The sequence below is a fragment of the Pseudomonas sp. QL9 genome (genome assembly GCF_041409665.1).
Taxonomy (GTDB): domain Bacteria; phylum Pseudomonadota; class Gammaproteobacteria; order Pseudomonadales; family Pseudomonadaceae; genus Pseudomonas; species Pseudomonas knackmussii.
This window is the reverse complement of sequence record NZ_CP166971.1, coordinates 72,176-94,729: the sequence shown is the minus strand read 5'-3', so window position 1 is coordinate 94,729 and position 22,554 is coordinate 72,176. Positions and strand designations below refer to the sequence as shown.

Annotated in this window: 28 protein-coding genes; 16 read left to right on the top strand and 12 right to left on the bottom strand. The window is 66.8% G+C overall.

Translation table 11 applies throughout. The features are described 5' to 3' along the window. The first annotated feature begins 157 nt into the window (after positions 1 to 157). Together ACA097_RS00490 and ACA097_RS00485 are read left to right on the top strand one after the other, a co-directional pair. Positions 158 to 1,327 (top strand): p-hydroxyphenylacetate 3-hydroxylase oxygenase component, encoded by a 1,170-nt coding sequence (locus ACA097_RS00490; protein ID WP_371367726.1) that lies wholly within the window; start codon positions 158 to 160, stop codon positions 1,325 to 1,327. Positions 1,328 to 1,469: 142 nt separating this feature from the next. Then, entirely contained in the window at positions 1,470 to 2,408 is a 939-nt protein-coding gene (locus ACA097_RS00485) for a p-hydroxyphenylacetate 3-hydroxylase reductase component (protein WP_371367724.1), read from the top strand. A gap of 45 nt (positions 2,409 to 2,453) precedes the next feature. Here the strand turns inward: ACA097_RS00485 and ACA097_RS00480 are convergent, their stop codons facing one another. Continuing rightward, complete coding sequence (locus tag ACA097_RS00480) at positions 2,454 to 3,176, bottom strand: transglutaminase-like cysteine peptidase (protein ID WP_160286971.1); 723 nt, start codon at positions 3,174 to 3,176, stop codon at positions 2,454 to 2,456. A 202-nt stretch (positions 3,177 to 3,378) separates the two neighbouring features. On the opposite strand from ACA097_RS00480, the gene ACA097_RS00475 reads away from it, so the two are divergent. Continuing rightward, entirely contained in the window at positions 3,379 to 3,705 is a 327-nt protein-coding gene (locus ACA097_RS00475) for a hypothetical protein (RefSeq protein WP_371367722.1), read from the top strand. Positions 3,706 to 3,801: 96 nt separating this feature from the next. Here the strand turns inward: ACA097_RS00475 and ACA097_RS00470 are convergent, their stop codons facing one another. The 3 genes from ACA097_RS00470 to ACA097_RS00460 form a co-directional block, all read right to left on the bottom strand. Then, positions 3,802 to 4,029, bottom strand: a complete 228-nt coding sequence (locus ACA097_RS00470) for an anti-sigma factor (protein WP_160286973.1) — start codon at positions 4,027 to 4,029, stop codon at positions 3,802 to 3,804. Then, positions 4,023 to 4,634, bottom strand: a complete 612-nt coding sequence (locus ACA097_RS00465) for an RNA polymerase sigma factor (protein ID WP_160286974.1) — start codon at positions 4,632 to 4,634, stop codon at positions 4,023 to 4,025. Before ACA097_RS00465 ends, ACA097_RS00470 begins: the two co-directional genes overlap by 7 nt. 165 nt (positions 4,635 to 4,799) lie before the next feature. After that, positions 4,800 to 5,759 (bottom strand): GlxA family transcriptional regulator, encoded by a 960-nt coding sequence (locus ACA097_RS00460; RefSeq protein WP_371367718.1) that lies wholly within the window; start codon positions 5,757 to 5,759, stop codon positions 4,800 to 4,802. Between the two features lie 107 nt (positions 5,760 to 5,866). Between ACA097_RS00460 and ACA097_RS00455 the strand changes: the two genes are divergently transcribed. The 3 genes from ACA097_RS00455 to ACA097_RS00445 all read left to right on the top strand — a co-directional run bounded on the left by ACA097_RS00455 (position 5,867) and on the right by ACA097_RS00445 (position 7,080). Then, positions 5,867 to 6,175 (top strand): putative quinol monooxygenase, encoded by a 309-nt coding sequence (locus tag ACA097_RS00455; RefSeq protein ID WP_371367716.1) that lies wholly within the window; start codon positions 5,867 to 5,869, stop codon positions 6,173 to 6,175. 69 nt (positions 6,176 to 6,244) lie between these two features. Beyond that, positions 6,245 to 6,697 carry a thioesterase family protein gene (locus ACA097_RS00450; RefSeq protein ID WP_043252058.1) on the top strand — a complete coding sequence of 151 codons (453 nt, stop codon included), beginning with the start codon at positions 6,245 to 6,247 and terminating at the stop codon, positions 6,695 to 6,697. After that, complete coding sequence (locus ACA097_RS00445) at positions 6,694 to 7,080, top strand: DUF488 domain-containing protein (protein ID WP_160286978.1); 387 nt, start codon at positions 6,694 to 6,696, stop codon at positions 7,078 to 7,080. The genes ACA097_RS00450 and ACA097_RS00445 overlap by 4 nt, the downstream gene beginning before the upstream one ends. Positions 7,081 to 7,099: 19 nt before the next feature. Here the strand turns inward: ACA097_RS00445 and ACA097_RS00440 are convergent, their stop codons facing one another. The 5 genes from ACA097_RS00440 to oscA form a co-directional block, all read right to left on the bottom strand. Further along, positions 7,100 to 8,083, bottom strand: coding sequence for a sulfate/molybdate ABC transporter ATP-binding protein (locus ACA097_RS00440; RefSeq protein ID WP_160286979.1), 984 nt, complete (start codon positions 8,081 to 8,083; stop codon positions 7,100 to 7,102). Positions 8,084 to 8,093: 10 nt separating this feature from the next. Then, complete coding sequence (gene cysW, locus ACA097_RS00435) at positions 8,094 to 8,966, bottom strand: sulfate ABC transporter permease subunit CysW (RefSeq protein ID WP_043252061.1); 873 nt, start codon at positions 8,964 to 8,966, stop codon at positions 8,094 to 8,096. Positions 8,967 to 8,976: 10 nt separating this feature from the next. Further along, positions 8,977 to 9,795 carry a sulfate ABC transporter permease subunit CysT gene (gene cysT, locus ACA097_RS00430; protein WP_043252062.1) on the bottom strand — a complete coding sequence of 273 codons (819 nt, stop codon included), beginning with the start codon at positions 9,793 to 9,795 and terminating at the stop codon, positions 8,977 to 8,979. Between the two features lie 119 nt (positions 9,796 to 9,914). Next, on the bottom strand, positions 9,915 to 10,913 hold the full coding sequence (locus tag ACA097_RS00425; protein WP_371367712.1) for a sulfate ABC transporter substrate-binding protein: 999 nt from the start codon (positions 10,911 to 10,913) through the stop codon (positions 9,915 to 9,917). Between the two features lie 123 nt (positions 10,914 to 11,036). Then, positions 11,037 to 11,219: a sulfur starvation response protein OscA gene (oscA, locus tag ACA097_RS00420; protein WP_043252066.1), complete on the bottom strand. Its 183-nt coding sequence runs from the start codon at positions 11,217 to 11,219 to the stop codon at positions 11,037 to 11,039. A gap of 244 nt (positions 11,220 to 11,463) precedes the next feature. Here oscA and ACA097_RS00415 point away from each other — a divergent pair, with 244 nt between their 5' ends. From ACA097_RS00415 to ACA097_RS00405, 3 genes are all read left to right on the top strand, one after another. After that, positions 11,464 to 12,045, top strand: coding sequence for an RBBP9/YdeN family alpha/beta hydrolase (locus ACA097_RS00415; RefSeq protein WP_371367710.1), 582 nt, complete (start codon positions 11,464 to 11,466; stop codon positions 12,043 to 12,045). A 361-nt stretch (positions 12,046 to 12,406) separates the two neighbouring features. Continuing rightward, positions 12,407 to 13,015 carry a TetR/AcrR family transcriptional regulator gene (locus ACA097_RS00410; protein ID WP_371367708.1) on the top strand — a complete coding sequence of 203 codons (609 nt, stop codon included), beginning with the start codon at positions 12,407 to 12,409 and terminating at the stop codon, positions 13,013 to 13,015. 13 nt (positions 13,016 to 13,028) lie between these two features. Then, positions 13,029 to 13,508: a cytochrome C gene (locus tag ACA097_RS00405; RefSeq protein WP_371367706.1), complete on the top strand. Its 480-nt coding sequence runs from the start codon at positions 13,029 to 13,031 to the stop codon at positions 13,506 to 13,508. A 51-nt stretch (positions 13,509 to 13,559) separates the two neighbouring features. Here the strand turns inward: ACA097_RS00405 and ACA097_RS00400 are convergent, their stop codons facing one another. Continuing rightward, the gene (locus ACA097_RS00400; protein ID WP_371367704.1) at positions 13,560 to 14,552 is read right to left on the bottom strand and encodes a sulfate ABC transporter substrate-binding protein; all 993 of its coding nucleotides are present in this window, start codon (positions 14,550 to 14,552) and stop codon (positions 13,560 to 13,562) included. Positions 14,553 to 14,839: 287 nt separating this feature from the next. Here ACA097_RS00400 and ssuE point away from each other — a divergent pair, with 287 nt between their 5' ends. The 6 genes from ssuE to ACA097_RS00370 all read left to right on the top strand — a co-directional run bounded on the left by ssuE (position 14,840) and on the right by ACA097_RS00370 (position 19,727). Then, positions 14,840 to 15,433: an NADPH-dependent FMN reductase gene (gene ssuE, locus ACA097_RS00395; RefSeq protein ID WP_371367702.1), complete on the top strand. Its 594-nt coding sequence runs from the start codon at positions 14,840 to 14,842 to the stop codon at positions 15,431 to 15,433. Between the two features lie 76 nt (positions 15,434 to 15,509). After that, complete coding sequence (locus ACA097_RS00390; RefSeq protein WP_371367700.1) at positions 15,510 to 16,481, top strand: sulfonate ABC transporter substrate-binding protein; 972 nt, start codon at positions 15,510 to 15,512, stop codon at positions 16,479 to 16,481. A gap of 152 nt (positions 16,482 to 16,633) precedes the next feature. Continuing rightward, a complete protein-coding gene (gene ssuD / locus ACA097_RS00385) occupies positions 16,634 to 17,782 on the top strand; it encodes an FMNH2-dependent alkanesulfonate monooxygenase (RefSeq protein ID WP_371367698.1) in 1,149 nt (382 codons plus the stop codon). A 76-nt stretch (positions 17,783 to 17,858) separates the two neighbouring features. Beyond that, complete coding sequence (ssuC, locus tag ACA097_RS00380) at positions 17,859 to 18,647, top strand: aliphatic sulfonate ABC transporter permease SsuC (protein WP_043252083.1); 789 nt, start codon at positions 17,859 to 17,861, stop codon at positions 18,645 to 18,647. Next, complete coding sequence (gene ssuB, locus ACA097_RS00375; RefSeq protein WP_371367695.1) at positions 18,644 to 19,468, top strand: aliphatic sulfonates ABC transporter ATP-binding protein; 825 nt, start codon at positions 18,644 to 18,646, stop codon at positions 19,466 to 19,468. The genes ssuC and ssuB overlap by 4 nt, the downstream gene beginning before the upstream one ends. 43 nt (positions 19,469 to 19,511) lie before the next feature. Beyond that, positions 19,512 to 19,727: a molybdopterin-binding protein gene (locus ACA097_RS00370; RefSeq protein WP_043252087.1), complete on the top strand. Its 216-nt coding sequence runs from the start codon at positions 19,512 to 19,514 to the stop codon at positions 19,725 to 19,727. A 69-nt stretch (positions 19,728 to 19,796) separates the two neighbouring features. On the opposite strand, the gene ACA097_RS00365 is transcribed toward ACA097_RS00370, so the two are convergent. Further along, entirely contained in the window at positions 19,797 to 20,258 is a 462-nt protein-coding gene (locus ACA097_RS00365) for a hemerythrin domain-containing protein (protein ID WP_371367693.1), read from the bottom strand. Positions 20,259 to 20,484: 226 nt separating this feature from the next. Between ACA097_RS00365 and ACA097_RS00360 the strand changes: the two genes are divergently transcribed. Continuing rightward, entirely contained in the window at positions 20,485 to 21,273 is a 789-nt protein-coding gene (locus ACA097_RS00360) for an alpha/beta fold hydrolase (RefSeq protein ID WP_371367691.1), read from the top strand. A 12-nt stretch (positions 21,274 to 21,285) separates the two neighbouring features. Here ACA097_RS00360 and ACA097_RS00355 read toward each other — a convergent pair whose 3' ends face one another. Then, complete coding sequence (locus ACA097_RS00355) at positions 21,286 to 22,461, bottom strand: GGDEF domain-containing protein (protein ID WP_371367689.1); 1,176 nt, start codon at positions 22,459 to 22,461, stop codon at positions 21,286 to 21,288. Positions 22,462 to 22,554: the final 93 nt, after the last annotated feature.

Below are 22,554 nucleotides of genomic sequence, written 5' to 3'. Positions count from 1 at the left end.
CCTCGGAAGTTGCATTCAAGGCCCCGGCAGAGCGCTCCCATAATCGGCTCCGACACTCTCGCCAACGGTTCGAGAGCCCTGCCGGCAGTCGTTCTACCGCCCCATGCGGCGGACCGGAGCTGCGGCAAGCCTCCAATAACAATCAAGGGCCGCCCAGATGAAAAAGCCAAACCCCCTGCTCGAAGACTTGAAATCCATTCTGCCGGCCATCGCCGCCAATGCCGCCCGCGCCGAACAGGCGCGCATGGTGCCCGCCGAGAACATCGCCCTGCTAAAGGGCATCGGCATGCACCGCGCCTTCCAGCCGAGATGCTACGGCGGCATGGAAATTTCCCTGCCCGAGTTCGCCGACTGCGTGATCGCCCTGGCTGGCGCCTGCGCCAGCACCGCCTGGGCCTTCAGCCTGCTGTGCACCCACAGCCATCAGCTGGCGATGTTCTCCAAGCAGTTGCAGGACGAGGTCTGGAGCGAGAACCCCGACGCCACCGCGAGCAGCAGCATCGCGCCTTTCGGCCGCATCCAGGAAGTCGAGGGCGGGATCCTGTTCAACGGCGAGATGGGCTGGAGCAGCGGCAGCGACCATGCCGAGTGGGCGATCCTCGGTTGCCGCCGGCAGAACGCCGAAGGCGAGCAGGTGTACTGCTTCGCCGTGCTGCCGCGCAGCGACTACGAGATCCGCGACGACTGGTACGCCATGGGCATGAAGGGCAGCGGTACCAAGACCCTGGTAGTGAAGGACGCCTTCGTGCCCAACCACCGCATCCAGTCGGCCAAGGACATGATGGAAGGCAAGTCCGCCGGCTTCGGTCTCTACCCCTACAGCAAGATCTTCTACACCCCGTACCGCCCGTACTTCGCCAGCGGCTTCGCCTCCATCAGCCTGGGCGTCGCCGAGCGCATGCTGGAGGCGTTCAAGGAGAAGACCCGCAACCGCGTGCGCGCCTACACCGGCGTCAGCGTCGGCACCGCCACCCCGGCGCTGATGCGCCTGGCCGAGTCGACTCACCAGGTCGCCGCCGCCCGCGCCTTTCTCGAGAAGACCTGGCAGGAGCACGCCGAGCATGGCGAGCGCCACGAGTACCCCAGCCGCGAGACCCTGGCCTTCTGGCGCACCAACCAGGCCTACGCGGTGAAGATGTGCATCCAGGCGGTCGACCGCCTGTTCGAGGCCGCCGGCGGCACCGCCTGGTTCGAGAGCAACGAGATGCAGCGGCTGTTCCGCGACTCGCACATGACCGGCGCCCATGCCTACACCGACTACGACGTCTGCGCGCAGATCCTCGGCCGCGAGCTGATGGGCCTGGAGCCGGACCCGAGCATGGTCTGAGTCGATTTTTCTGGTTCCCCGCGTGCGCGGGGATGACGGTGGAACGGGATATCTCTTCGTCTTCCTCGCGAACGCGGGGACCCAACAAAAAAACAATCAAGCCTTGTCCCGCCGGCCCCGCGCCGGCGCGGAGGAAAACGCCATGAGCCAGAACAACAACGAAGCGGGCCTCGACCCGCGCGCCTTCCGCCGTGCCCTGGGCAATTTCGCCACCGGCGTCACCGTGATGACCGCCGCCGCTGATGGCCAGCGTGTCGGCGTCACCGCCAACAGCTTCAACTCGGTCTCCCTCGATCCGCCGCTGGTGCTTTGGAGCATCGACAAGCGCTCCAGCAGCCTCGAGGTCTTCGAGCGTGCCAGCCACTACGCGGTGAATGTGCTGGCTGCCGACCAGATCGACCTTTCCAATCAATTCGCCCGGCCCAGCGCCGACAAGTTCGCCGGCGTGGCCTGCGAGGAGGGCGCCGGCGGCGCGCCGCTGCTGCCGGACTGCGCGGCGCGCTTCCAGTGCGAGCTGCACCAGCGGGTGGATGGCGGCGACCACTGGATTCTCATCGGTCGCGTGTTGGCCTTCGACGACCTTGGTCGCACGCCGCTGCTGTACCACCAGGGCGTCTATTCCAGCGTGCTGCCGCATCCGCGTCTGCGCGAGGTCCAGGCCGGTGCGCCGCGCACGGCCTTCCAGGGCCGGCTGAACCACAACCTCTACTATCTGATGACCCAGGCCGTGCGCTGCTACCAGGCGGAATACCAGCCGCGGCAGATGGCCAGCGGCCTGCGCACCAGCGAGGCGCGCATGCTGATGGTGATGGAGAAGGACGCCAGCCTGGACACCCTGGCGCTGCAGCAATTGGTGGCCATGCCGTTGCGCGAGATCGAGGAGGCGCGGGCCAACCTCGAACGCAAGGGCCTGTTGCAGGTGGGCGAGGGCGGTTGCGCGCTGACTGCTGCGGGCATCGACCAGGCCGAAACCCTCTGGAGCATCGCCGAGGAGCAGCAGGCCAAGGTCTTCGCGCGCTTCAGCAGCGAGCAGATCGAGACGTTCAAGGCCGTGCTGCGCGGCATCGCCCAGCCGCTGTAATCCGCTCCAGTCAGGACGCCGCCCGCCAGCGCCGGGTGGCGTTCGTCAGTTCGTCGGCGCGCCCGCTGTCGCGCTGGCCATCCGCACTGGCTCCGGCGCGACCAGGCGCTCCGCCAGCACCTGCTCCTGGAGGCGCCGCCAGCGCGGGATCAGTTGCGCGTCGCCGACCGTCACCAGGCGGTCGTGATCGAAGCGGTAGAGGTGCTCCGTATCGAAGGCGAACTGCATGAGCAGGTCGTGGCGCTGCGACAGCGGGCGGATCTCCATGACCAGGCTGTCGAGCACCAGCGGGACCTGCGCGCCATCGCTCCAGTAACCGAGCACCATGTGCGCCTGGCGGGTGGCGTCGAGGGTGGCGTAGATCAGCCGCAGGTTGCTCTCGGGGATGCCGAGCAGGCGCAGGACGTAGTACTTGGCGATGGCGAAGTCCTCGCAGTCGCCCGCGCCGCGCTCCAGCGTCTCCAGCGGCGAGGCCCAGTAGTCGAGGCGGCCCCAGACCTGGATGTCCTCGCCATAGCGCAGGCGTCGATTGAAGAACTGGTTCACCCGCTCCAGCTTCTCCGCGTCGCTCAGCCCGGCGGCGTTGCGTACCAGCTCCAGCAGTTCCTGACGGGCGGCGCTTTGCGCGGCGTTGCGTTGTGCGGTCTTCGGATGGGCGGTGCTGGCCTTCGCCGCGCCCATGATCAGGCTGCCGCCCACCACCAGCCCGGCGAGGATGTGCCGGCGGCGCCCCAGCAGGAGCGAGCCGAGAAACGGCAGTCCGGTCATGCGCGAACCCTCCTCAGCGGCCGCTGGGCACCCGTCGGCCCAGGGCGAGTCCAGACACCATAGGCCTGCCTTCCGGCAACGGGCAAGGCGTCCCTGCGCCGTCCCGGTTTTGCCTCCGAACGGTCTGTAACAAGGCAGTACCTCGCGCATCCAATTACGGGGCTCAAGTCGAAGGGGGGACTTAGTTAAGGAGGATGACACCATGAGATCACTCATCAGTAATGTGGCCTTTATCGCCATGGTGATGGGAACTGCCGCCGGCCCGGCGCTGGCCGAAAGTGGCGGTGATCGTGTTTTCGATTCACACCTCGGGGCGCAGCCCCTGGCGGCCCAAGAGCAACCGAGCGATTCCGCGCAGCGTTTCGCCCAGATGGTCGAGGCGCAACCCACTGCGGCCGGTCCGATCAGCGCGATGCAGGACGCGGACGACGTGCAGTACCAGGCAATGCAGCCGCCGACCGACCAGGCCCTGCCGCACTACGCCACGCCCATCGAGCGCGACCGCGATATCTACGGCACACCGAAGTAGGCAGAGGCCCGAGCAACGGACCAGGCGCACGTCGTTTCGCGAGCGGCATGCGCCACGAGCACAGGGAGGTGCTCCGAGCGTTTCCGCACGGCCGGGTCATCCGGCCCCGCCCAGCAATTTCCGGACGACGGCTTGCGTGTCGATGGACGAGTCCGCGAGGTCCAGGCCTTGCAGCAGTTGCGAGGTGACCTGCAGCTGGCGGACGTAGGCCGCGCAGCGCGGACAGTCCTGCAAATGACAGGACACCGCCTGGGCGGTGTCCTGTTCCAGCTCGCCTTCGATGATCGCCGAGCCCAGCTCCGAGAGCTCCCGGCAGCTCAGCATGTGCCTTCTTCCTGGAAACGCGCGAGCATCGCGTGCATGCGCTGGCGGCCACGGTGCAGCAGCACGCGGATATTGCCCTCGCCCAGGCCCAGGGCCTGGGCGATCTCCTCGTAGTCGAGCCCGGCCAGCTCGCGCAGCATCACCACGGTGCGCTGGTCGCCGGGGAGCATTTGCAGGTGCTTGCGAATGCAGGCGTGCAGCTCGGCCTCGGTCAGCAGTTCCTCCGGCGTGTCGTGGTGCCATTGCGGCGGCGACACGCGCCAGGCGCCGGCCTGGTCGAACAGCGAGCCTATCGGCGAGCCGCTGTCGTGGTTGCGCTCGGCGGTTTGACGGGGTAGTTCCCGCCGTTGCTTGCGCTGCAGGGCATGGGCCTCGTTGATGGCGATGCGGGCGAGCCAGGTCCTGAAGCTGGCGCGACCTTCGAACTTGCCCACCGAGGCGAGTGCCTTCAGCCAGGTTTCCTGCACCACATCCTCGGCCAGCGCCGGGCCCACCAGGGTCCTTGCCATGACCAGCAGAAACCCATGGTGCAGCTTGATCGCTTCATGCAAGGCGCCGCTTTCGCCCTCGCGCAGTCGCCTGACCAACTCCTCTTCGTTCTTCATTCCCTTTGCCATCCTTCCCCCGAGCCACAGAACCGCAGGGGCGTCCCCTCGCCGGTATGCTTAGACAGGTTTCGGGGGCCGTTCTGATGGCCGCTGGTCCGGCTTTCGCGCCGGCGGCGGTCCGCTCGTCGAATAGTCCGTGGAAGGGGCGGGAAGGCGCGCGTTTCAGCCTTGGCGAATCTCCCGCACGCTGCGCCCCAGGCGGCGACGCAACAGTGTGCGCAGGGTGACCCCATCGGCGTAGCCGACCTGCGTGGCGACCTGCTCGATATTGCCGTCACCGGTCTTGAGCAGGTGCACGGCGCGCTCCACGCGCAGGTCCTGGAAGTACGACAGCGGCGTCTTGCCCAGGCAGTCGTGCAGGCGCCGGGCGAGGGTGCGCTTGCTGGTCGCCAGCGCCGCTGCGGCGTTATCGAGGGAAAAGCCCTGCGCGAGGTTGTGCCGCGCCCATTGCTCGAAACGCGCGACCAGCGGATCGGCGTGGGCCAGGTGATCGCTCAGCACGTAGGCCGATTGCGCCGGGCGCGAGTCGACCACCAGGTAATTGGCCACCAACGCCGCCAGCGCCGGGCTCTCCTGGCGGATCAGCCAGAGCGCCAGGTCCATGTGGCTGAGGGCAGCGCCGGCGGTGACCAGGCCTTCGCTGCTGACCAGCATGCGCGACTCGTCCAGCTGCACCCGCGGATAGCGCTGGCGGAACAGCGGCGCCAGCCACCAGGTGGTGGTCGCTGGGCGCTGGTCGAGCAGCCCCGATTCGGCGAGCACGAAGGTGCCGATGCAGGCGGCGGCGACGTTCGCGCCTTGCTCGGCGCTGGTGCGCAGCAGGGTTCCCGCGTCGCGCACGTCCGGCCGTTGCAGGGCTTGCTGCAGGGCGTCGGGCATCTTGTAGCCGATGGCCGGCACCACCACCCAGTCGGGGCGTGCGTCGGTGGGTGCTTCGCACACCGGTACGGTGAATCCCTGGGCGCTGCGTACGCGCTTGCGCACACCGCCCAGGGTGACGTCGAAGCGCAACGATTCCAGCCCCTGCATGGCCGCCAGTTCGTTGGCCGTGGTGAAGGCATCGAGCAGCACGGAAAGGCCGGTATCGAAGACGCCATCGAGGGCGAGGAGGTGCAGCTTCACGGCAAGATCCCTATCGAAGTTGTCAATCTTGCCAATAGGAGCACGCTTGCCGGCAACCGTACAGTGGTCGGGTTCCCATTCGGGATCGCCCAACCGGAGAGACACTCATGATCAAGCTCGCCCTGTTCGCCCGCCTGGAAGCCAAGCCCGGCAAGGAGTCCGAGGTCGCCGCACTGCTGGAAACCGGCCTGGCGCTGGCCAACCAGGAAGAACGCACGCCGATCTGGTTCGCCCTGCGCCTGGGGCCGAGTACCTTCGGCGTGTTCGATGCCTTCGCCGACGAAGAAGGCCGCCAGGCCCACCTGAACGGCCCGATCGCCGCCGCGCTGATGGCCAAGGCCCCGGAGCTGCTGGTCGGTGCGCCGAGCATCGAGCCCATCGAGGTGCTCGGCCTGAAGAACACCGGCGTCTGCTGAGCCGCCGCGACAAGGCCGCGGAGCGAGGTCCGCGGCCCTTTCAATCAACCCCGAACGAGGAGGATCGCCATGTACCAACAAGAGCTGATGGCCGGCTGGGGCGACATGGATTTCAACGCGCACATGCGCAACACAGCGTACCTGGACAAGTCCGCCGACGTGCGCATGCTGTTCTTCGCCGAACACGGCTTCCCCATGAGCGAGTTCGCCCGCCTGCGCCTGGGGCCGGTGGTCATGAAGGACGAGATCGAGTACTTCCGCGAGACCCACCTGCTGGACCGGCTGGTCGTCCGCCTGGAAATCATCGGGCTGGCGGAAGACGGCAGCCGCATGCGCATGCGCAACGAGTTCCTGCGTGCGGATGGCAAGACGGTGGCGCGGGTGGTCTCCAGCGTGGGTTGGCTCAACCTCGCCGAGCGCCGCCTGACCGCGCCGCCGCCGGCCTTGCTGGCAGCCCTGCGCACGCTGGCCGAGGGCGTCGATTGCGAAGTGCTGCCGTCGAGCCTGAAGGGGGATTCATGAGCATCCACATCCTGCGCCTGGGGTCGCCGCGCTCACCGGGCGAAGGGCCGCGCCTGGGCACCGTGCGTCGTCCACCGCGCGGCGTGCCCAAGGCCGAATTTGCCAGCCGCGATTTCTACGACACCTGGCTACCGGCTCTGGCGCCCAGCGCCGAGTTGATGGCCGAGGGCAGGGCGGTGGAATCGGAGGAAGAGTGGGGGCGTTTCACCAAGCGCTTCCGTCGCGAAATGGCGGAGCCTGCGGCCAGCCAACTGCTCGACTTGCTGGCGCTGTTGTCGCATGACTCGGACATGACGCTGGGGTGCTATTGCGAGGAAGAGCGGCGCTGCCACCGCTCGGTATTGCGAGAGTTGCTGCAGGAGCGCGGCGCCAGCCTCGCTTGAGCGGCCGGCGCCGTCTGGCTCAGCTGGGCGCGCGCTGGTTGCGCGGGCGGAAGTACAGCTGGTCGCCACGCGCCAGGCCGGCGAGGCTGGCGTGCTCGGCGGTCACTTCGGCTTCGATGTGCGCGTCCTGGCCTGGCACCTTGAGGGTAACCCGGGTGGTCGCGCCCAACGGGCGGATGTCGCGTACCTCGCCGCCGGTCAGGCCGGCTTCGGGGCTGCGGAACAGCTCGATCTCGTGGGGACGGAACAGCACGTGCTCGTCATCGCCCAGGTGCAGGCGGTTGGCGTCGCCGAGGAAGTGGTAGACGAAGTCGCTGGCCGGGTTGGCGTAGACCTCGCCGGGCGAGCCGATCTGCTCGATCACGCCCTTGTTCATCACCACGATGCGGTCGGCCACTTCCATGGCTTCTTCCTGGTCGTGGGTGACGAATACCGAGGTCAGGTTGATCTCCTCGTGCAGGCGCGCCAGCCAGCGGCGCAGCTCCTTGCGCACCTTGGCGTCGAGGGCGCCGAAAGGCTCGTCGAGCAGCAGGATCTTCGGCTCCACCGCCAGCGCGCGGGCCAGGGCGATACGCTGGCGCTGGCCGCCGGAAAGCTGTTCGGGGTAGCGGTCGGCGAGCCAGTCCAGCTGCACCATGTTGAGCAGTTCGTGGACCTTCTCGGCGATCCGGGATTCGCTCGGGCGCTCTTTCTTCGGTTTCATGCGCAGGCCGAAGGCGACGTTGTCGAACACCGTCATGTGGCGGAACAGCGCGTAGTGCTGGAACACGAAGCCGACGTTGCGGTCGCGCACGTCGTGCTTCGATACGTCCTCGCCGTGGAACACGATGTTGCCGGCGTCCGGGGTTTCCAGCCCGGCGATGATCCGCAGCAGGGTGGTCTTGCCGCAGCCGGACGGGCCGAGCAGGGCCACCAGTTCGCCGCTGTGGATGTCCAGGTTGATTTCGTCGAGCGCCTTGAAGGCGTTGAAATGCTTGCTGACGTTACGGATTTCGATGCTCATGGTGTGGCTCTCACTCTTCGTCAGCTTTGACTTTCAGGCGGGACAGACGCGACTCGCTCCACTGCTTGAGCAGCAGGATGACCAGCGCCATCAGCAGCAGGAGGGTGGCGACGCTGAAAGCGGCGACATGGTTGTATTCGTTGTAGAGGATCTCGACGTGCAGCGGCAGGGTGTTGGTGACGCCGCGGATGTGCCCGGAAACCACCGACACCGCGCCGAACTCGCCCATCGCCCGCGCGGTGCACAGCACCACGCCGTAGATCAGGCCCCATTTGATGTTCGGCAGGGTCACGTGCCAGAACATCTGCCAGCCGTTGGCGCCGAGCAGGCGCGCAGCCTCTTCCTCCTGGGTGCCCTGTTCCTGCATCAGCGGGATCAGTTCGCGGGCGACGAAGGGGAAGGTGACGAAGATGGTCGCCAAGACAATGCCGGGCACGGCGAAGACGATCTGGATGTCATGGTCGCTGAGCCATTTGCCGAAGTAGCCCTGGGCGCCGAACAGCAGCACGTAGATCAGGCCGGCGATCACCGGCGAGACCGAGAACGGCAGGTCGATCAGGGTCACCAGCAGGCTCTTGCCGGGGAACTCGAACTTGCTCACGCACCAGGCGGCGGCCACGCCGAACACCAGGTTCAGCGGCACCGAGATGCCCACGGCGAGCAGCGTTAGCTTGAGCGCGGCGATGGCGTCGGGTTCGAGGATGGACTCGACGAAGACGCCCAGGCCCTGCTTCAGTGCCTCGCTCAGCACAACCAGCAGCGGCAGCAGCAGGAACAGGGTGAAGGCCAGCCAGGCCAGGCCGATGAGCGCCCGGCGGCCCCAGAGGTTGCCGCGGCGGGCAGCGTTCGCCGCTTGCGCGGCGGAAAGCGATGCGGATGTCATGGCGCGCTCCTCACGGGGTCTCGATACGGCGTTGCAGCAGGTTGATCAGCAGCAGCAGGACGAAGGCCACGACCAGCATCAGCACGCCGATGGCGGTGGCGCCGGTGTAGTCGTACTGGTCCAGCTTGACCATGATCAGCAGCGGCAGGATCTCGGTCTTCATCGGCATGTTGCCGGCGATGAAGATCACCGAGCCGTACTCGCCGACGCCGCGGGCGAAGGCCAGGGCGAAGCCGGTCAGCCAGGCCGGCAGCAGCGCCGGCACGAGGATGTGACGGAACACCTGGAGCGGCTTGGCGCCCAGGCAGGCGGCGGCCTCTTCGACTTCGCGCGGGATGTCTGCCAGCACCGGCTGCAGGGTGCGCACGACGAAGGGCAGGACCACGAAGGTCAGCGCCAGGGTGATGCCCAGCGGGGTGTAGGCGATCTTCAGGCCGAATTCGGCGGCCAGCTTGCCGACCGCGCCGGCCGGGGCGTAGAGCGCGGTGAGGGCGATACCGGCGACGGCGGTGGGCAGGGCGAAGGGCAGGTCGATCATGGCGTCGATGATCTTCCGACCGGGGAAGCGGTAGCGCACCAGCACCCAGGCCAGCAGGGTACCGATCACGCCGTTCACCAGCGCGGCGATCAGCGCGGTGCCGAAGCTCAGCTTGAGCGCGGCGAGCACGCGAGGCGCGGTGATGACGGCCCAGAACTGGTCCCAGGAAAGCTGGGTGGTTTTGAGGAACAAGGCACCCAGGGGAATCAGCACCAACAGGCTGAGATACACCAGGGTGTAGCCCAGAGTCAGCCCGAAGCCGGGTATGACCGGGGAGATGCGTCGTGACATCGTCTGTCCTTACTCGTTAACGCGTTGAGCCCCCGCCCTGGGGCGGGGGTTTTCACCGTGGCGGCCGGTGCACCGGCCGCCGAGGTCTGTTGCCCGGTCGGAACCGGGCGAGTGGCGCATCACTGCGCCTGGTAGATCTTGTCGAACACGCCACCGTCGTTGAAGAACTTCGGCTGCGCGACTTTCCAGCCGCCGAACTCCTTGTCGATGGTCACCAGGTCGAGTTTCGGGAACTGCTTGGCGAACTCGGTGGCAACCTTGGCGTCGCGCGGGCGGTAGAAGTTCTGCGCGGCGATGCGCTGGCCTTCGGGGCTGTACAGGTACTTCAGGTATTCCTCGGCGACCTTGCGGGTGCCTTTCTTGTCGACCACCTTGTCGACCACCGCCACCGGCGGCTCGGCCAGGATGGAGAGGGAAGGCACGACGATCTCGAAGTTCTCGCCACCCTGTTCCTTCTTCGCCAGGAAGGCTTCGTTCTCCCAGGCCAGCAGCACGTCGCCGATGTTGTTGTTGACGAAGGTGATGGTCGAGCCGCGGGCGCCGGTATCCAGCACCGGAACGTGCTTGTACAGGTCCTTCACGTAGGCCTCGGCCTTCTCGTCGCTACCGTATCGCTTCTTCGCCCAGGCCCAGGCGGCCAGGAAGTTCCAGCGGGCGCCGCCGGAGGTCTTCGGGTTCGGGGTGATGACCTCGACGCCATTCTTGGTCAGGTCGGCCCAGTCCTTGATGCCCTTGGGGTTGCCCTTGCGCACCAGGAACACGATGGTCGAGGTATAGGGGGTGCTGTTGTTCGGCAGACGTGCCTGCCAGTCGGCCGGCAGCAGGCTGCCGTTCTTGCTCAGCTCGTCGATGTCGCCGGCCAGGGCCAGGGTCACCACGTCGGCCTTCAGGCCATCGATGACCGCGCGGGCCTGCTTGCCCGAGCCGCCGTGGGATTGCTGCACGGCGAGGTCGTCACCGCCCTGGGCCTTCCAGTGCTTGATGAAGGCGGCGTTGTAGGCCTGGTACAGCTCGCGGGTCGGGTCGTAGGAAACGTTCAGCAGTTGGGTGGCGGCGGCTGCCGGGCCTGCGATCAGGGCACTGGCGAGGGCGGCCAGGGCGAAACGGCGGATGGACATGGTACGGCTCCTGGAAATGCTTATTGGCGTTTGTTCTGTTTTCACTGCGCGGTCAGGCGGGATTCGCTGGCCGGCGCCGGGGTCGTCATGCCCATCAGTGGTCTGGTAGGGATGCTGGGGGTGTCAGCTGCGCTTGGGGGCCTGGGCCTGCAAGCGGAATTTTTCCTTGCGCTCGATCTGCACGACCTGGCCGTTGTGCACGGTGATTTCCACCGAGCCGAAGCGCAGGCCCTGCAGGGCGGCCTGGATGTCGTGGAGGACGTCGGCTTCGTCCTTGCCTTCGAGGCTTCTGAGTGGGGCGCTCATGTTCTTTGCTCCTTGGACGGATACCCGCGCTTCGGGGCGGGCTTGGAGCGGATAGTAGAGAGGGGTGATTATTCTTAAAAATACTTAATATTCATTTATATATTCCTTTATGTTCTATTTGAGGGCCTGTCCATGAAGCGGGGCTGATCTGGATCATTGGAATAAGCAAATGAATTCTTATTCCTTAACTCTTTTCGTTCGCCTGCCTAGACTGCGCCCCATTACCTTCAGGGAGCTTCAAGCCATGGCCAGCACATCCACGCACTACCTGATCCTGCCGGGCTGGCAGGGTTCGCCGGACGAGCATTGGCAAAGCCATTGGCAGCGTTGCCTGCCCAATGCCCGCCGGGTGGAGCAGGCCGACTGGGTCAACCCGGACCTGCAGCAATGGGTCGAAACCCTGGAGCGGCACGTGTCAGCCAGCCGCTCGCCGCTGGTCCTGGTGGCGCACAGCCTGGGCTGCATCACGGTGGCCCACTGGGCCGCACAGGCATCCTGGGCCTCGCTGAACAAGGTTCGCGGCGCGCTGCTGGTGGCGCCGGCCGACGTCGAGCGGCCGAACTGCCCGGCGCCGCTGCAGGGCTTCGCGCCCATCCCGCGGGACGCGCTGCCATTCCCCAGCCAGCTGGTCGGCTCGGACAGCGACCCCGCCGCCAGCGCCGCACGCGCCATCGAGCTGGCCGCCGACTGGGGGGCTCAGGCAGCAATCCTGCCCGGCGCCGGGCACATCAACGTGAAATCCGGCCACCAGCAATGGGAGCAAGGCTTCGCCTTCCTCTACCGCCTGCAGCGACGCATCGAGCAGGACGAGCGCAAGCGGGCGTGATTTCCTTCAATCACTGCGAGCTAAACGAAAGCCACCTTCGGGTGGCTTTTTGTTGTCAGCGATCAAGCAGGAGCCCGCGTCCGCGGAAACGACATCAGCGGATAGGGGCCTTGCTCTCCTTCGTCTTCCCCGCGAACGCCGGGCCCAGGAGACGAGGCGTCGTGACCTCCAATCCACCATCCGTCGCCACGCTTTCATTGGTGCTTGAGTCTGTTTATTTTGTGAGCAATAAATATCTTTAAGAGATTTTAGTCTCACGAAACGCTCCGAACTCAAACTCGCCAAGGGAGCCGCGCATGGCGCTGATCTACCCGGAATCCACGCAGGGGCGCTCCGAACGGTTGCAGTCGGAGGTGGGGCGATGAGTCCGTCGAACCTGCGCCAACAGCAGAAGCAGCGCACGCGCCAGGCGCTCTTGCAGGCGGCGGCCACGTTGCTCAGCCAGGGCGGACGGCCGACCCTGGAGGAGGTCGCGGCACAGGCGATGGTTTCGCGGGCCACGGCCTATCGCTATTTCCCGAAGATCGAGACGCTCTACCTGGAAGCTTCCATCGATGTGGATACGCCCCAGGCCGAGCAGGTGCTCGCCGGGGTTTCCGGTCGCGATGCGGTGGCTCGCTTGCGGCGGGTCGACGATGCGCTGGATGCCATGTCGCGGGCCAACGAGGTCGCCTTGCGCATGATGCTCGCGCAGTCACTGGAGCTGAGCGCGCGAGGTGAGTCCGATGCCGTGCTGCCGGTTCGGCAGAACCGCCGCACGCCCTTGATCGATGCCGCACTGGAGCCGCTGTACGCGCGCTTCACCCCGGCGGCGCTGAAGAACCTCAGGCATGCCTTGGCCCTGGTGATGGGGCCGGAGGCGATGATCGTGTTCAAGGATGTCTTGCAACTCGACGATGCCGAGGCCCGCCGGGTCAGGCGCTGGGCTATCCGCGCACTGGTCCGGGCGGTCGATCCGCAATCCCGATAGAGGAGGGCAGTTGATGAAACCCCACGTCCAGGCATCCTGCGCGGCGGCGCTGCTCGCCGCCTGTACCGCCGGCCTCGCGGCCGACCCGGCGCCAACCGACTCCAGCGATCCGGTCCAGCGTGGCCGCTACCTAGTGCGCATCGCCGGCTGCAACGATTGCCACACGCCGAACTACGCTCCGTCGCTGGGGCAGGTCGACGAGAAGCTCTGGCTCACCGGCGACCGCCTCGGCTGGTCGGGCCCCTGGGGCACGACCTACGCGACCAACCTGCGCCTGCGCCTGGCCGGCCTGAGCGAAGAGCAGTGGCTGCACCTGGTGCGCAACATGCAGCCGCGGCCGCCAATGCCCTGGTTCAACCTGCGTTCGATGAGCGAAGCCGACCTCAAGGCGATCTATGCGTACACGCGAGCGATGGGGGCGGCGGGGGAACCCGCGCCGGCCTATGTGCCGCCCGGCGGTGCGCCGACGGGGCCGGTGGTGCGTTTCCCGTAAAAGTGCGAGTGCAGAAACATCGAGCCCGGCGCTGGGCCGGGCTCGAGGGCGTCACTGGGCGGTGTAGATCTGGTCGAACACGCCGCCGTCGGCGAAGTGGGTCTTCTGGATGCTCGGCCAGTCGCCGAAGGTCTGGTTCACGTTGAAGAAGTCGACTTTCGGGAAGCGGTCGGCGTACTGCGCGAGCACCTGCGGGTTGCGCGGGCGCAGGTAGTTCTCGGCGGCGATGCGCTGGCCTTCGTCGGACCACAGGTATTTCAGGTAGGCCTCGGCTTCGGCACGGGTGCCTTTCTTGTCGACCACCTTGTCGACAACCGCCACCGGCGGTTCGGCTTCGGCGGAGACGCTCGGGTAGACCACCTCGAAGCCGCCACGGCCGAATTCGCGGGCGATCATCTCGGCCTCGTTCTCGAAGGTCACCAGCACGTCGCCGATCTGGTTCTGCATGAACGTAGTGGTGGCGGCGCGGCCGCCGGTGTCCAGCACCGGGACGTGCTTGAACAGTTGGCCGACGAATGCCTTCGCCTTGGCCTCATCGCCGCCGTGCTTGAGCGAGTAGCCCCAGGCGGAGAGGTAGGTGTAGCGGCCGTTGCCCGAGGTCTTCGGGTTCGGCACTACGACCTGCACGCCGTCCTTGAGCAGGTCCGGCCAGTCGTGCAGGCCCTTGGGGTTGCCCTTGCGGACGATGAACACGGTGGCGGAGGTGAAGGGCGCGCTGTCGTTGGGCAGGCGGGTCGCCCAATCCTTCGGCACCAGGCCACCGTTGTCGGCCAGGGCATTGATGTCGGTGGCCATGTTCATGGTGATGACGTCGGCCGGCAGGCCGTCGATCACCGCGCGGGCCTGTTTGCTCGAGCCGCCGTGGGACATCTGGATGGTCAGCGGCTTGCCGCCTTCGGCCTGCCAGTGCTTGAGGAAGGCGGCGTTGTAGTCCTTGTAGAAGTCGCGCATGACGTCATAGGAGGCGTTGAGCAGTGACGCGGCCTGGACGCTGCCGGCCAGGGCGAAGCTGGCGAGGGCGGCGAGGGGCAGTAGGCGTTTCATCGGAGATCCTTCTGGGGGTTGAGCAACGCCGGACTATAGGCGTTTCTCTTTATTCGATAAAAGAATCATTTGTTGGGTGCTTATGCATTAAACGCAAAACCTGAATATTCATTAATGATCTAACAAAATAATTATTTATTCGTTCTAATTCTTTTCGTTTCTGCGCATAGTGGCTCCCACAACGACCCGGAAGGACCGCAACCATGAGCCAGCGCTACTACCTGCATCGCGACGCCGATACGCCGCAGCCCCTGTGGCTCGTCGCTCGGCAACGCTGAGGAGCGGCCATGCACGTCGTCCTCCTTTCCGGCAGCCCTGCGGCGCGTTCGCGCACCGAGCTGCTGCTCGACCATGTCGCCCAGCGCCTGCAAGCGCAACGACTGGAAGTGAGCGTAGTCAGGCTGCGCGATTTCCCCGCGCAGGACCTGCTCCACGCGGACTTCGCCAGCGAAGCGGTGCAGCACCTGCAGAAGCTCGTGGCGAGCGCCGATGGCCTGGTGGTGGCTACTCCGGTGTACAAGGCTTCCTTCTCCGGTGCGCTCAAGGTGCTGCTCGACCTGCTTCCGGAGCGAGCCCTGGCGCACAAGGTGATCCTGCCCCTGGCCAGCGGCGGCAGCCCCGCGCACCTGTTGGCGGTGGACTACGCGCTGAAACCGGTGCTGGGTGCGCTCAAGGCGCAGGAAATCCTGCCCGGCGTGTTCGGCGTCGACAAGCAGATCGCCTACGCCGAAGGCGCGCAGCCCGCGCGCATCGATGACGAATTGCGCGAGCGCCTGGACGAGTCGGTGGAGCAACTGCTCGCCGCCCTGGCGCGTCGCCCCGGATCGATAGATCCGCACGTGTTGAACGACCGGCTGGTGAAGGCCCGCTGGAGTATCTGATCCACCGAAATCCGTCCTTACTCGCCCGCCAACGGGCCAGCAGGCACGCACACACTCAATAGCAAAGGAGGTCGCCATGGGCGCCAACACTTTGCGCCGGAGTCTGCTCGCCCTGCTTACCGCGGCGATCTCCTACGGCGCCTTCTCGCAAGCACAAGCCGATACCCTGCGCATCGGTTACCAGAAGTACGGCACCCTGGTGCTGCTCAAGGCTCGCGGCACGCTGGAGAAGCGCCTGGCCGAGCAGGGCATCCAGGTGCAATGGACCGAATTCCCCGGCGGCCCGCAGCTGCTCGAAGGACTGAACGTCGGCAGCATCGACTTCGGCGTGACCGGTGAAACCCCGCCGGTGTTCGCCCAGGCCGCCGGCGCCGACCTGGTGTATGTGGCCAACGAGCCGGCGGCGCCGGCCAGCGAGGCCATCCTGCTGCCCAAGGATTCGCCGATCAAATCGGTGAGCGAGCTCAAGGGCAAGAAGGTCGCCCTGAACAAGGGCTCCAACGTGCACTACCTGCTGGTGCGCGCCCTGGAGCAGAACGGCCTGAAGTACAGCGACATCCAGCCGGTGTACCTGCCGCCGGCCGACGCCCGCGCCGCCTTCGAGCGCGGCTCGGTGGACGCCTGGGTGATCTGGGAGCCCTACCAGTCGGCTGCCGAGAAGCAGCTCAACGCGCGCACCCTGGTCAATGCCAAGGGCCTGGCGGACAACCACCAGTTCTACCTCGCCACGCGTACCTACGCGAAGGACCATCCGCAAGTGCTGACCACGCTGATCGACGAAGTGCGTTCGGTCGGCGAGTGGTCGAAGCAGAACCCGCAGCAGGTCGCTGAACAAGTCTCCCCGCTGCTCGGCCTGTCGCCGGAGATCACCCGCCAGGCAGTCGAACGCCAGGGCTTCGGCGCACAGTTCATCACCCCCGAGGTGGTGACCAAGCAGCAGAAGATCGCCGACACCTTCAGCCGCCTGAAGCTGATTCCCAAGCCGCTGAGCATCAAGGACGTGATCTGGACGCCGCCGGCCGGTGCCAAGGTCGCTACCACCCAATGACCGCCCTGTAGGAGTGGACCTTGTCCGCGAATGCCGGAGATCCCGGCGCGATTCGCGGATGAGATCCGCCTACGGCGACAACGACACCAAACGCACACAACGAATCATCGCGCGGCTACGCCACGCCGGCGCGCTCACCTGGAGTTAAAGCGATGAGCCTCAATATCTTCTGGTTCCTTCCCACCCACGGCGACGGCCACTACCTGGGCACCGCCGAGGGCGCCCGCGCCGTCGACCACGGCTACCTGCAGCAGATCGCCCAGGCGGCCGACCGTCTCGGCTTCGGCGGCGTGCTGATTCCCACCGGACGTTCCTGCGAGGACTCCTGGCTGGTTGCCGCCTCGCTGATCCCGGTGACCCAGGGCCTGAAGTTCCTGGTCGCGCTGCGCCCGGGGATCATTTCGCCGACCGTGGCCGCACGCCAGGCCGCGACCCTGGACCGCCTGTCCAACGGCCGCGCGCTGTTCAACCTGGTCACCGGCGGCGACCCGGACGAGCTGGCCGGCGACGGCCTGCACCTGAGCCATGAGGAGCGCTACGAAGCCTCCGTCGAATTCACCCGCATCTGGCGCCGCGTGCTGGAAGGCGAGACCGTCGACTACGATGGCAAGCACATCCAGGTGAAGGGCGCCAAGCTGCTCTATCCGCCGATCCAGCAACCGCGCCCGCCGTTGTACTTCGGCGGTTCTTCCGAGGCCGCCCAGGACCTCGCTGCCGAGCAGGTCGAGCTGTACCTGACCTGGGGCGAGCCGCCGGCCGCGGTGGCCGAGAAGATCGCCCAGGTGCGCGAGAAGGCCGCCCGGCAGGGCCGCAGCGTGCGCTTCGGCATCCGCCTGCACGTGATCGTCCGCGAAACCAACGAGGAAGCCTGGAAGGCCGCCGACCGCCTGATCAGCCACCTCGACCAGGACACCATCGACCGCGCCCAGGCCTCCCTGGCGCGCTTCGACTCCGTGGGCCAGCAACGCATGGCCGCGCTGCACGGCGGCAAGAAGGACAACCTGGAAGTCTCGCCGAACCTCTGGGCCGGGGTCGGCCTGGTGCGCGGCGGTGCCGGCACTGCGCTGGTCGGCGACGGCCCGACCGTGGCCGCGCGGGTCAAGGAGTACGCCGACCTGGGCATCGACACCTTCATCTTCTCCGGCTACCCGCACCTGGAGGAGTCCTACCGGGTCGCCGAGTTGCTCTTCCCGCACCTCGACGTCGCCCGCCCGGCGCAGCCGGAGGGCCGCGGCTACATCAGCCCCTTCGGCGAGATGATCGCCGACGACATCCTGCCCAAGGCGGCAGCGGCGAGCTGAAAACGATGGCCCCCGTTGGGGCGCGGCGGATAACCGCGAACGGTTATCCGCCTTGCGAAGGATTCGGAGAGTTGCAATGAGCGTTTCCAATCGATTGGCCCGGCGCCTAGCGCCCTGGGCCTTGCCGGTAGCGCTGCTGCTGGCCTGGCAGGTGGCGGTGGAAGGGGGCTTCCTCTCCACGCGCATCCTGCCGGCGCCCAGCGCGGTGTTCGAGGCCGGCTATCAGCTGGTGAAGAGCGGCGAGCTCTGGCAGCACCTGGCGATCAGCACCTGGCGTGCGGCCCTCGGCTTCCTGATCGGCGGCTCCATCGGCCTGAGCCTGGGGCTCATCACCGGCCTGTCGAAGTGGGGCGAGCGCCTCCTCGACAGCTCGGTGCAGATGATCCGCAACGTGCCGCACCTGGCGCTGATCCCGCTGGTGATCCTGTGGTTCGGCATCGACGAGTCGGCGAAGATCTTCCTGGTTGCCCTCGGCACCCTGTTCCCCATCTACCTCAACACCTACCACGGCATCCGCAACATCGACCCGGGCCTGCTGGAGATGGCGCGCAGCTACGGGCTGTCGGGCTTCGGGCTGTTCCGCCAGGTGATCCTGCCCGGCGCGCTGCCGTCGATCCTGGTCGGCGTGCGTTTCGCCCTGGGCTTCATGTGGTTGACCTTGATAGTCGCCGAGACCATTTCCGCCGGTTCCGGCATCGGCTACCTGGCGATGAATGCCCGCGAGTTCCTGCAGACCGACGTGGTGGTCCTGGCGATCCTGCTCTACGCGGTCCTGGGCAAGCTCGCCGACCTCGCCGCGCGCGGCCTGGAACGCGTCTGGCTGCGCTGGCACCCGGCTTATCAGCACAAGGGAGGTGCGGCATGAACGCGCTGAGCAACCTGGCGCCGAGCACGCCGCAACAGCTCAAGCAGGGCATCCCGCTGGCGCTCGAAGGCGTGGTCAAGCGCTTCGGTGAGCGCGAGGTGCTCAAGGGCATCGACCTGCGCATCCCCGCCGGGCAGTTCGTCGCCATCGTCGGTCGCAGTGGCTGCGGCAAGAGCACCTTGCTGCGCCTGCTGGCCGGCCTGGATGCGCCCAGCGAGGGCCAACTGCTGGCCGGTGCTGCGCCGCTGGAAGACGCCCGCGAAGGCACCCGCCTGATGTTCCAGGACTCGCGCCTGCTGCCGTGGAAACGAGTGATCGACAACGTCGGCCTCGGCCTGAAGGGCGACTGGCGCCAGCAGGCCCTGGAAGCGCTGCAGGCGGTCGGCCTGGCCGACCGCGCCGGCGAGTGGCCGGCGAGCCTGTCCGGTGGGCAGAAGCAGCGCGTAGCCCTGGCTCGCGCGCTGATCCACCGGCCGCGCCTGCTGCTGCTCGACGAGCCGCTGGGCGCGCTGGATGCGCTGACCCGCATCGAGATGCAGCAACTGATCGAACGCCTCTGGCAACAGCACGGTTTCAGCGTGCTGCTGGTGACCCACGATGTCGCCGAGGCGGTGGCCGTGGCCGACCGCGTGATCCTCATCGAGGACGGCGAGATCGGCCTGGACCTGGCCGTCGACCTGCCGCGGCCACGTTCGCGTGGCTCGGCGCGCCTGGCCGCGCTCGAGGCCGAAGTGCTCGACCGCGTGCTGTCGCTACCGCCGCTGCCGCCCGAGCCGGAACCCGTATCCCCCTTGCCCACGCAATTGCGCTGGGCGCTCTGAATCCTTCATCCGCGCAAGACCCATTCCCCCAAGGAGAAACGCCATGACCATCAAAGCCATCAACGTCCGCAACCAGTTCAAGGGCACCATCAAGGAAATCGTGATCGGCGACGTACTGTCGGAAATCGACGTGCAAACCGCCGCCGGCGTGGTCACCTCGGTGATCACCACTCGCTCGGTACGCGAGTTGGAACTGCAGGTAGGCAGCGAAGTGATCGCCTTCGTGAAGTCGACCGAAGTGTCCATCGCCAAGCTGTGATCGGCAGCGGTTATCGCAAGCCACGCCCCGGACGGGTTTCGCCGTTCCGGGGCGTGTTCGCTTCGGCCCTCAGTATCGCCAGAGGTGCCTGACTTCTTCCCATTGCTCGTCGGACAGCCATTCTTCGGCCATCGGGAAGAAGATGTTCTCCTCGCCATCCATGTGGTCGAAATACTTGCCGAGGAAGTCTTCGACGATCGCCGCGATCTCCCGTGGGCTGTGGCCGGAGCCTTCCAATGCACGCAGCTGCGTGGCGATGCGTTCGAAGGCCAGGTGATCGCGCTCGATATCCTTCACCCGCGGGTGGATAGGCGCATCGGTGCGCAGCAGGGCGCGGCGGATCAGCTCTTCGTTCTCGTGGTGCAGCATCTCGGGGACGCCGTGCAGCGCATCGAGCTGGCGAAACAGCTGCTTGCAGTCGGCGTCGGTGCAGGACGCATCCTTGAGGGCGCCGAGCAGGCCTTTGATTCGATTGATGTGGATGCCGACGTCGTGGTGGTACTCGCGCAGGTCGCGCAGCAGGCGATTCATGATCGATCCTCGGGAGTGGATTCGCACATCCCGCCGTACCGTCGATAGCGGCTTCGAGCGCCGGGCTTACGGCCATGCCAGCGATGCGAAGGACATGCGAATCGCCTGTGTAAAGATGGCGCGTCCTGCGCATTCAGTGGGCTGATGCAAGTATAGTTCCGCCCTCGGCCTCGCCGGCGCATCGCCGGGCCGCGCCGCCGAGTGGCCGATTCGCAGGGGAGCCCGCATGACCGACAGCCTTCGACCGCAAGACCAGTGGATCGCCACACCCGGCGGCCGCCTGTTCGCCCGGCGCTGGCCAGGCGCGAATGCCGTGGCGGCGCCCATCGTGCTGTTCCACGATTCCCTGGGGTGCGTCGAACTCTGGCGCGACTTTCCCGAACGGCTCGCCGCCGCCACCGGGCGCACGGTGATCGCCTACGACCGCCTGGGCTTCGGCCGCTCGGATGCACATCCCGGCCTACTGTCGACCCGCTTCATCGGCGAGGAGGCGGCGCAGTTCTTCCCGCTGCTGTGCGAGCAGTTGGGCATCGACGACTTCATCGCCTTCGGTCACAGCGTCGGCGGCGCCATGGCCGCGCACTGCGCCGCGCTTTTCACGCAGCGTTGCCAGGCGCTCGTTACCGAGTCGGCACAGGCTTTCGTCGAGCAGCGCACGCGCGACGGCATTGCCCAGGCGCGCGATGAATTTGCCAAGCCGGGGCAGCTGGATCGGCTCGTCCGCTACCACGGCGACAAGGCGGCCTGGGTGCTGGCGGCCTGGGCCGAGACCTGGCTGTCGGATGCCTTCGCGCCCTGGATGCTGGCGGCAGGTTTGCCGCAGCTGGAGTGCCCGTTGCTGGTCCTGCACGGCAGCGAGGACGAGTACGGCTCGTCGCGCCATCCGCAGCTGATTGCCGAGCTGGCAGCGGATGCCGAAATGCTGATCCTGCCGGAGCTTCACCACGTGCCGCATCGCGAGCAGCCGGAAACGGTGCTGGCGGCGGTGGCGCGCTTTCTCGCGGCGCGGGGCTGAGTTGCCGGCGCCTCAGGCCGGTGCCAGGCAGGTCTGGTTACGGCCTTGTTGCTTGGCCCGGTAGAGCAGGTGGTCGCAGCAGGCCAGCAGGTCGGCCGGCTGCTGTAGCCCTTCGCTGGAGGAGAGCGCGCCGCCCAGGCTGATGGTCAGGTGGCGCAGCGCGTCCGGTCGATACAGGTGCTCGATGGACAGCGAGGAAACGCGCTCGCGCAGGCGCTCGGCGATGCGCTGCAACTCCTCGCGGCTGGTGACCTGCAGCATCACCACGAATTCCTCGCCGCCGTAGCGGAAAATCTGCGCCTGGCCGTTGCGCAGGGTATCGGCCATGCAGCTGGCGACCTCGCACAGGCACTGGTCGCCGGCCGGGTGGCCGTAGTGGTCGTTGAACGGCTTGAAGTAGTCGATGTCGGCCAGCAGCAGGGCGAACGGCCGGCCGTTCTGCCGCGCCTGCCGCCAGTTCTGCTCCAGTTGCAGGTCCAGGGCGCGGCGGTTGCCGACCTGGGTCAGGGCGTCGGTGGCGGCCAGTTCCTGCAGGCGCAGGTTCAGCGCCGCCAGCTCGCTGCGCTGGCGGCTGCCTTCGAGATCGGCGAGGAAGGCCTGGCGCACGCCGCGGATGTTGGTCCAGCTGATGAACAGGCTGAACAGCGCCACCGGCAGGTAGACCAGGGTGAACACCAGCAACGCCTTGGGGTCGCCGGCATGGATCAGCGAGACGTTGTAGAGAATGATCGCCGAGATCACCAGCGAGCAGGCCAGGATGCCGCGGAACGAATAGCGCACGCCCAGGTTGCCGAGCAGGATGAACACCACCGAGGCGTAGAGGAAGGTCGGCACGTCCGGCGAGGCGCTGCGCTTGAGCAACTCGAACCAGGCCACCGTCGAGACGATGTCGTGCAGCGGCATCAGCATGTCCATCAGCAGCACGCTGCGGCTGTAGCGGAACACCAGGAAGATGTTCAGCAGGCCGACCAGGCTGAGCCCGCCGCGCAGCAGCAGGGAGGTCAGCGCCATGTCCGGGATCAGCAGCGCGTCGGCGAACACGTAGGAGTCGTACGCCGCCATGGCGATGAAGTTGATCGCCAGCAGGAAGCCACGATAGTGCTGCAGGACGTAGGCGGCGAAGGCCGCTCGCTGGTCGTCGGGGATCTGGCCGGTGCGGGGGCGGGCAGGGGTTTCAAGGACGGTCATGGAGAAGTGCGTTGCCCGAGTTATGGCCAAGGGCCAGTGTAGGGAGGCGGTCGGCCAGCGTCCAGCCGGCCGAACCGCCTTGGTACGGCGGTT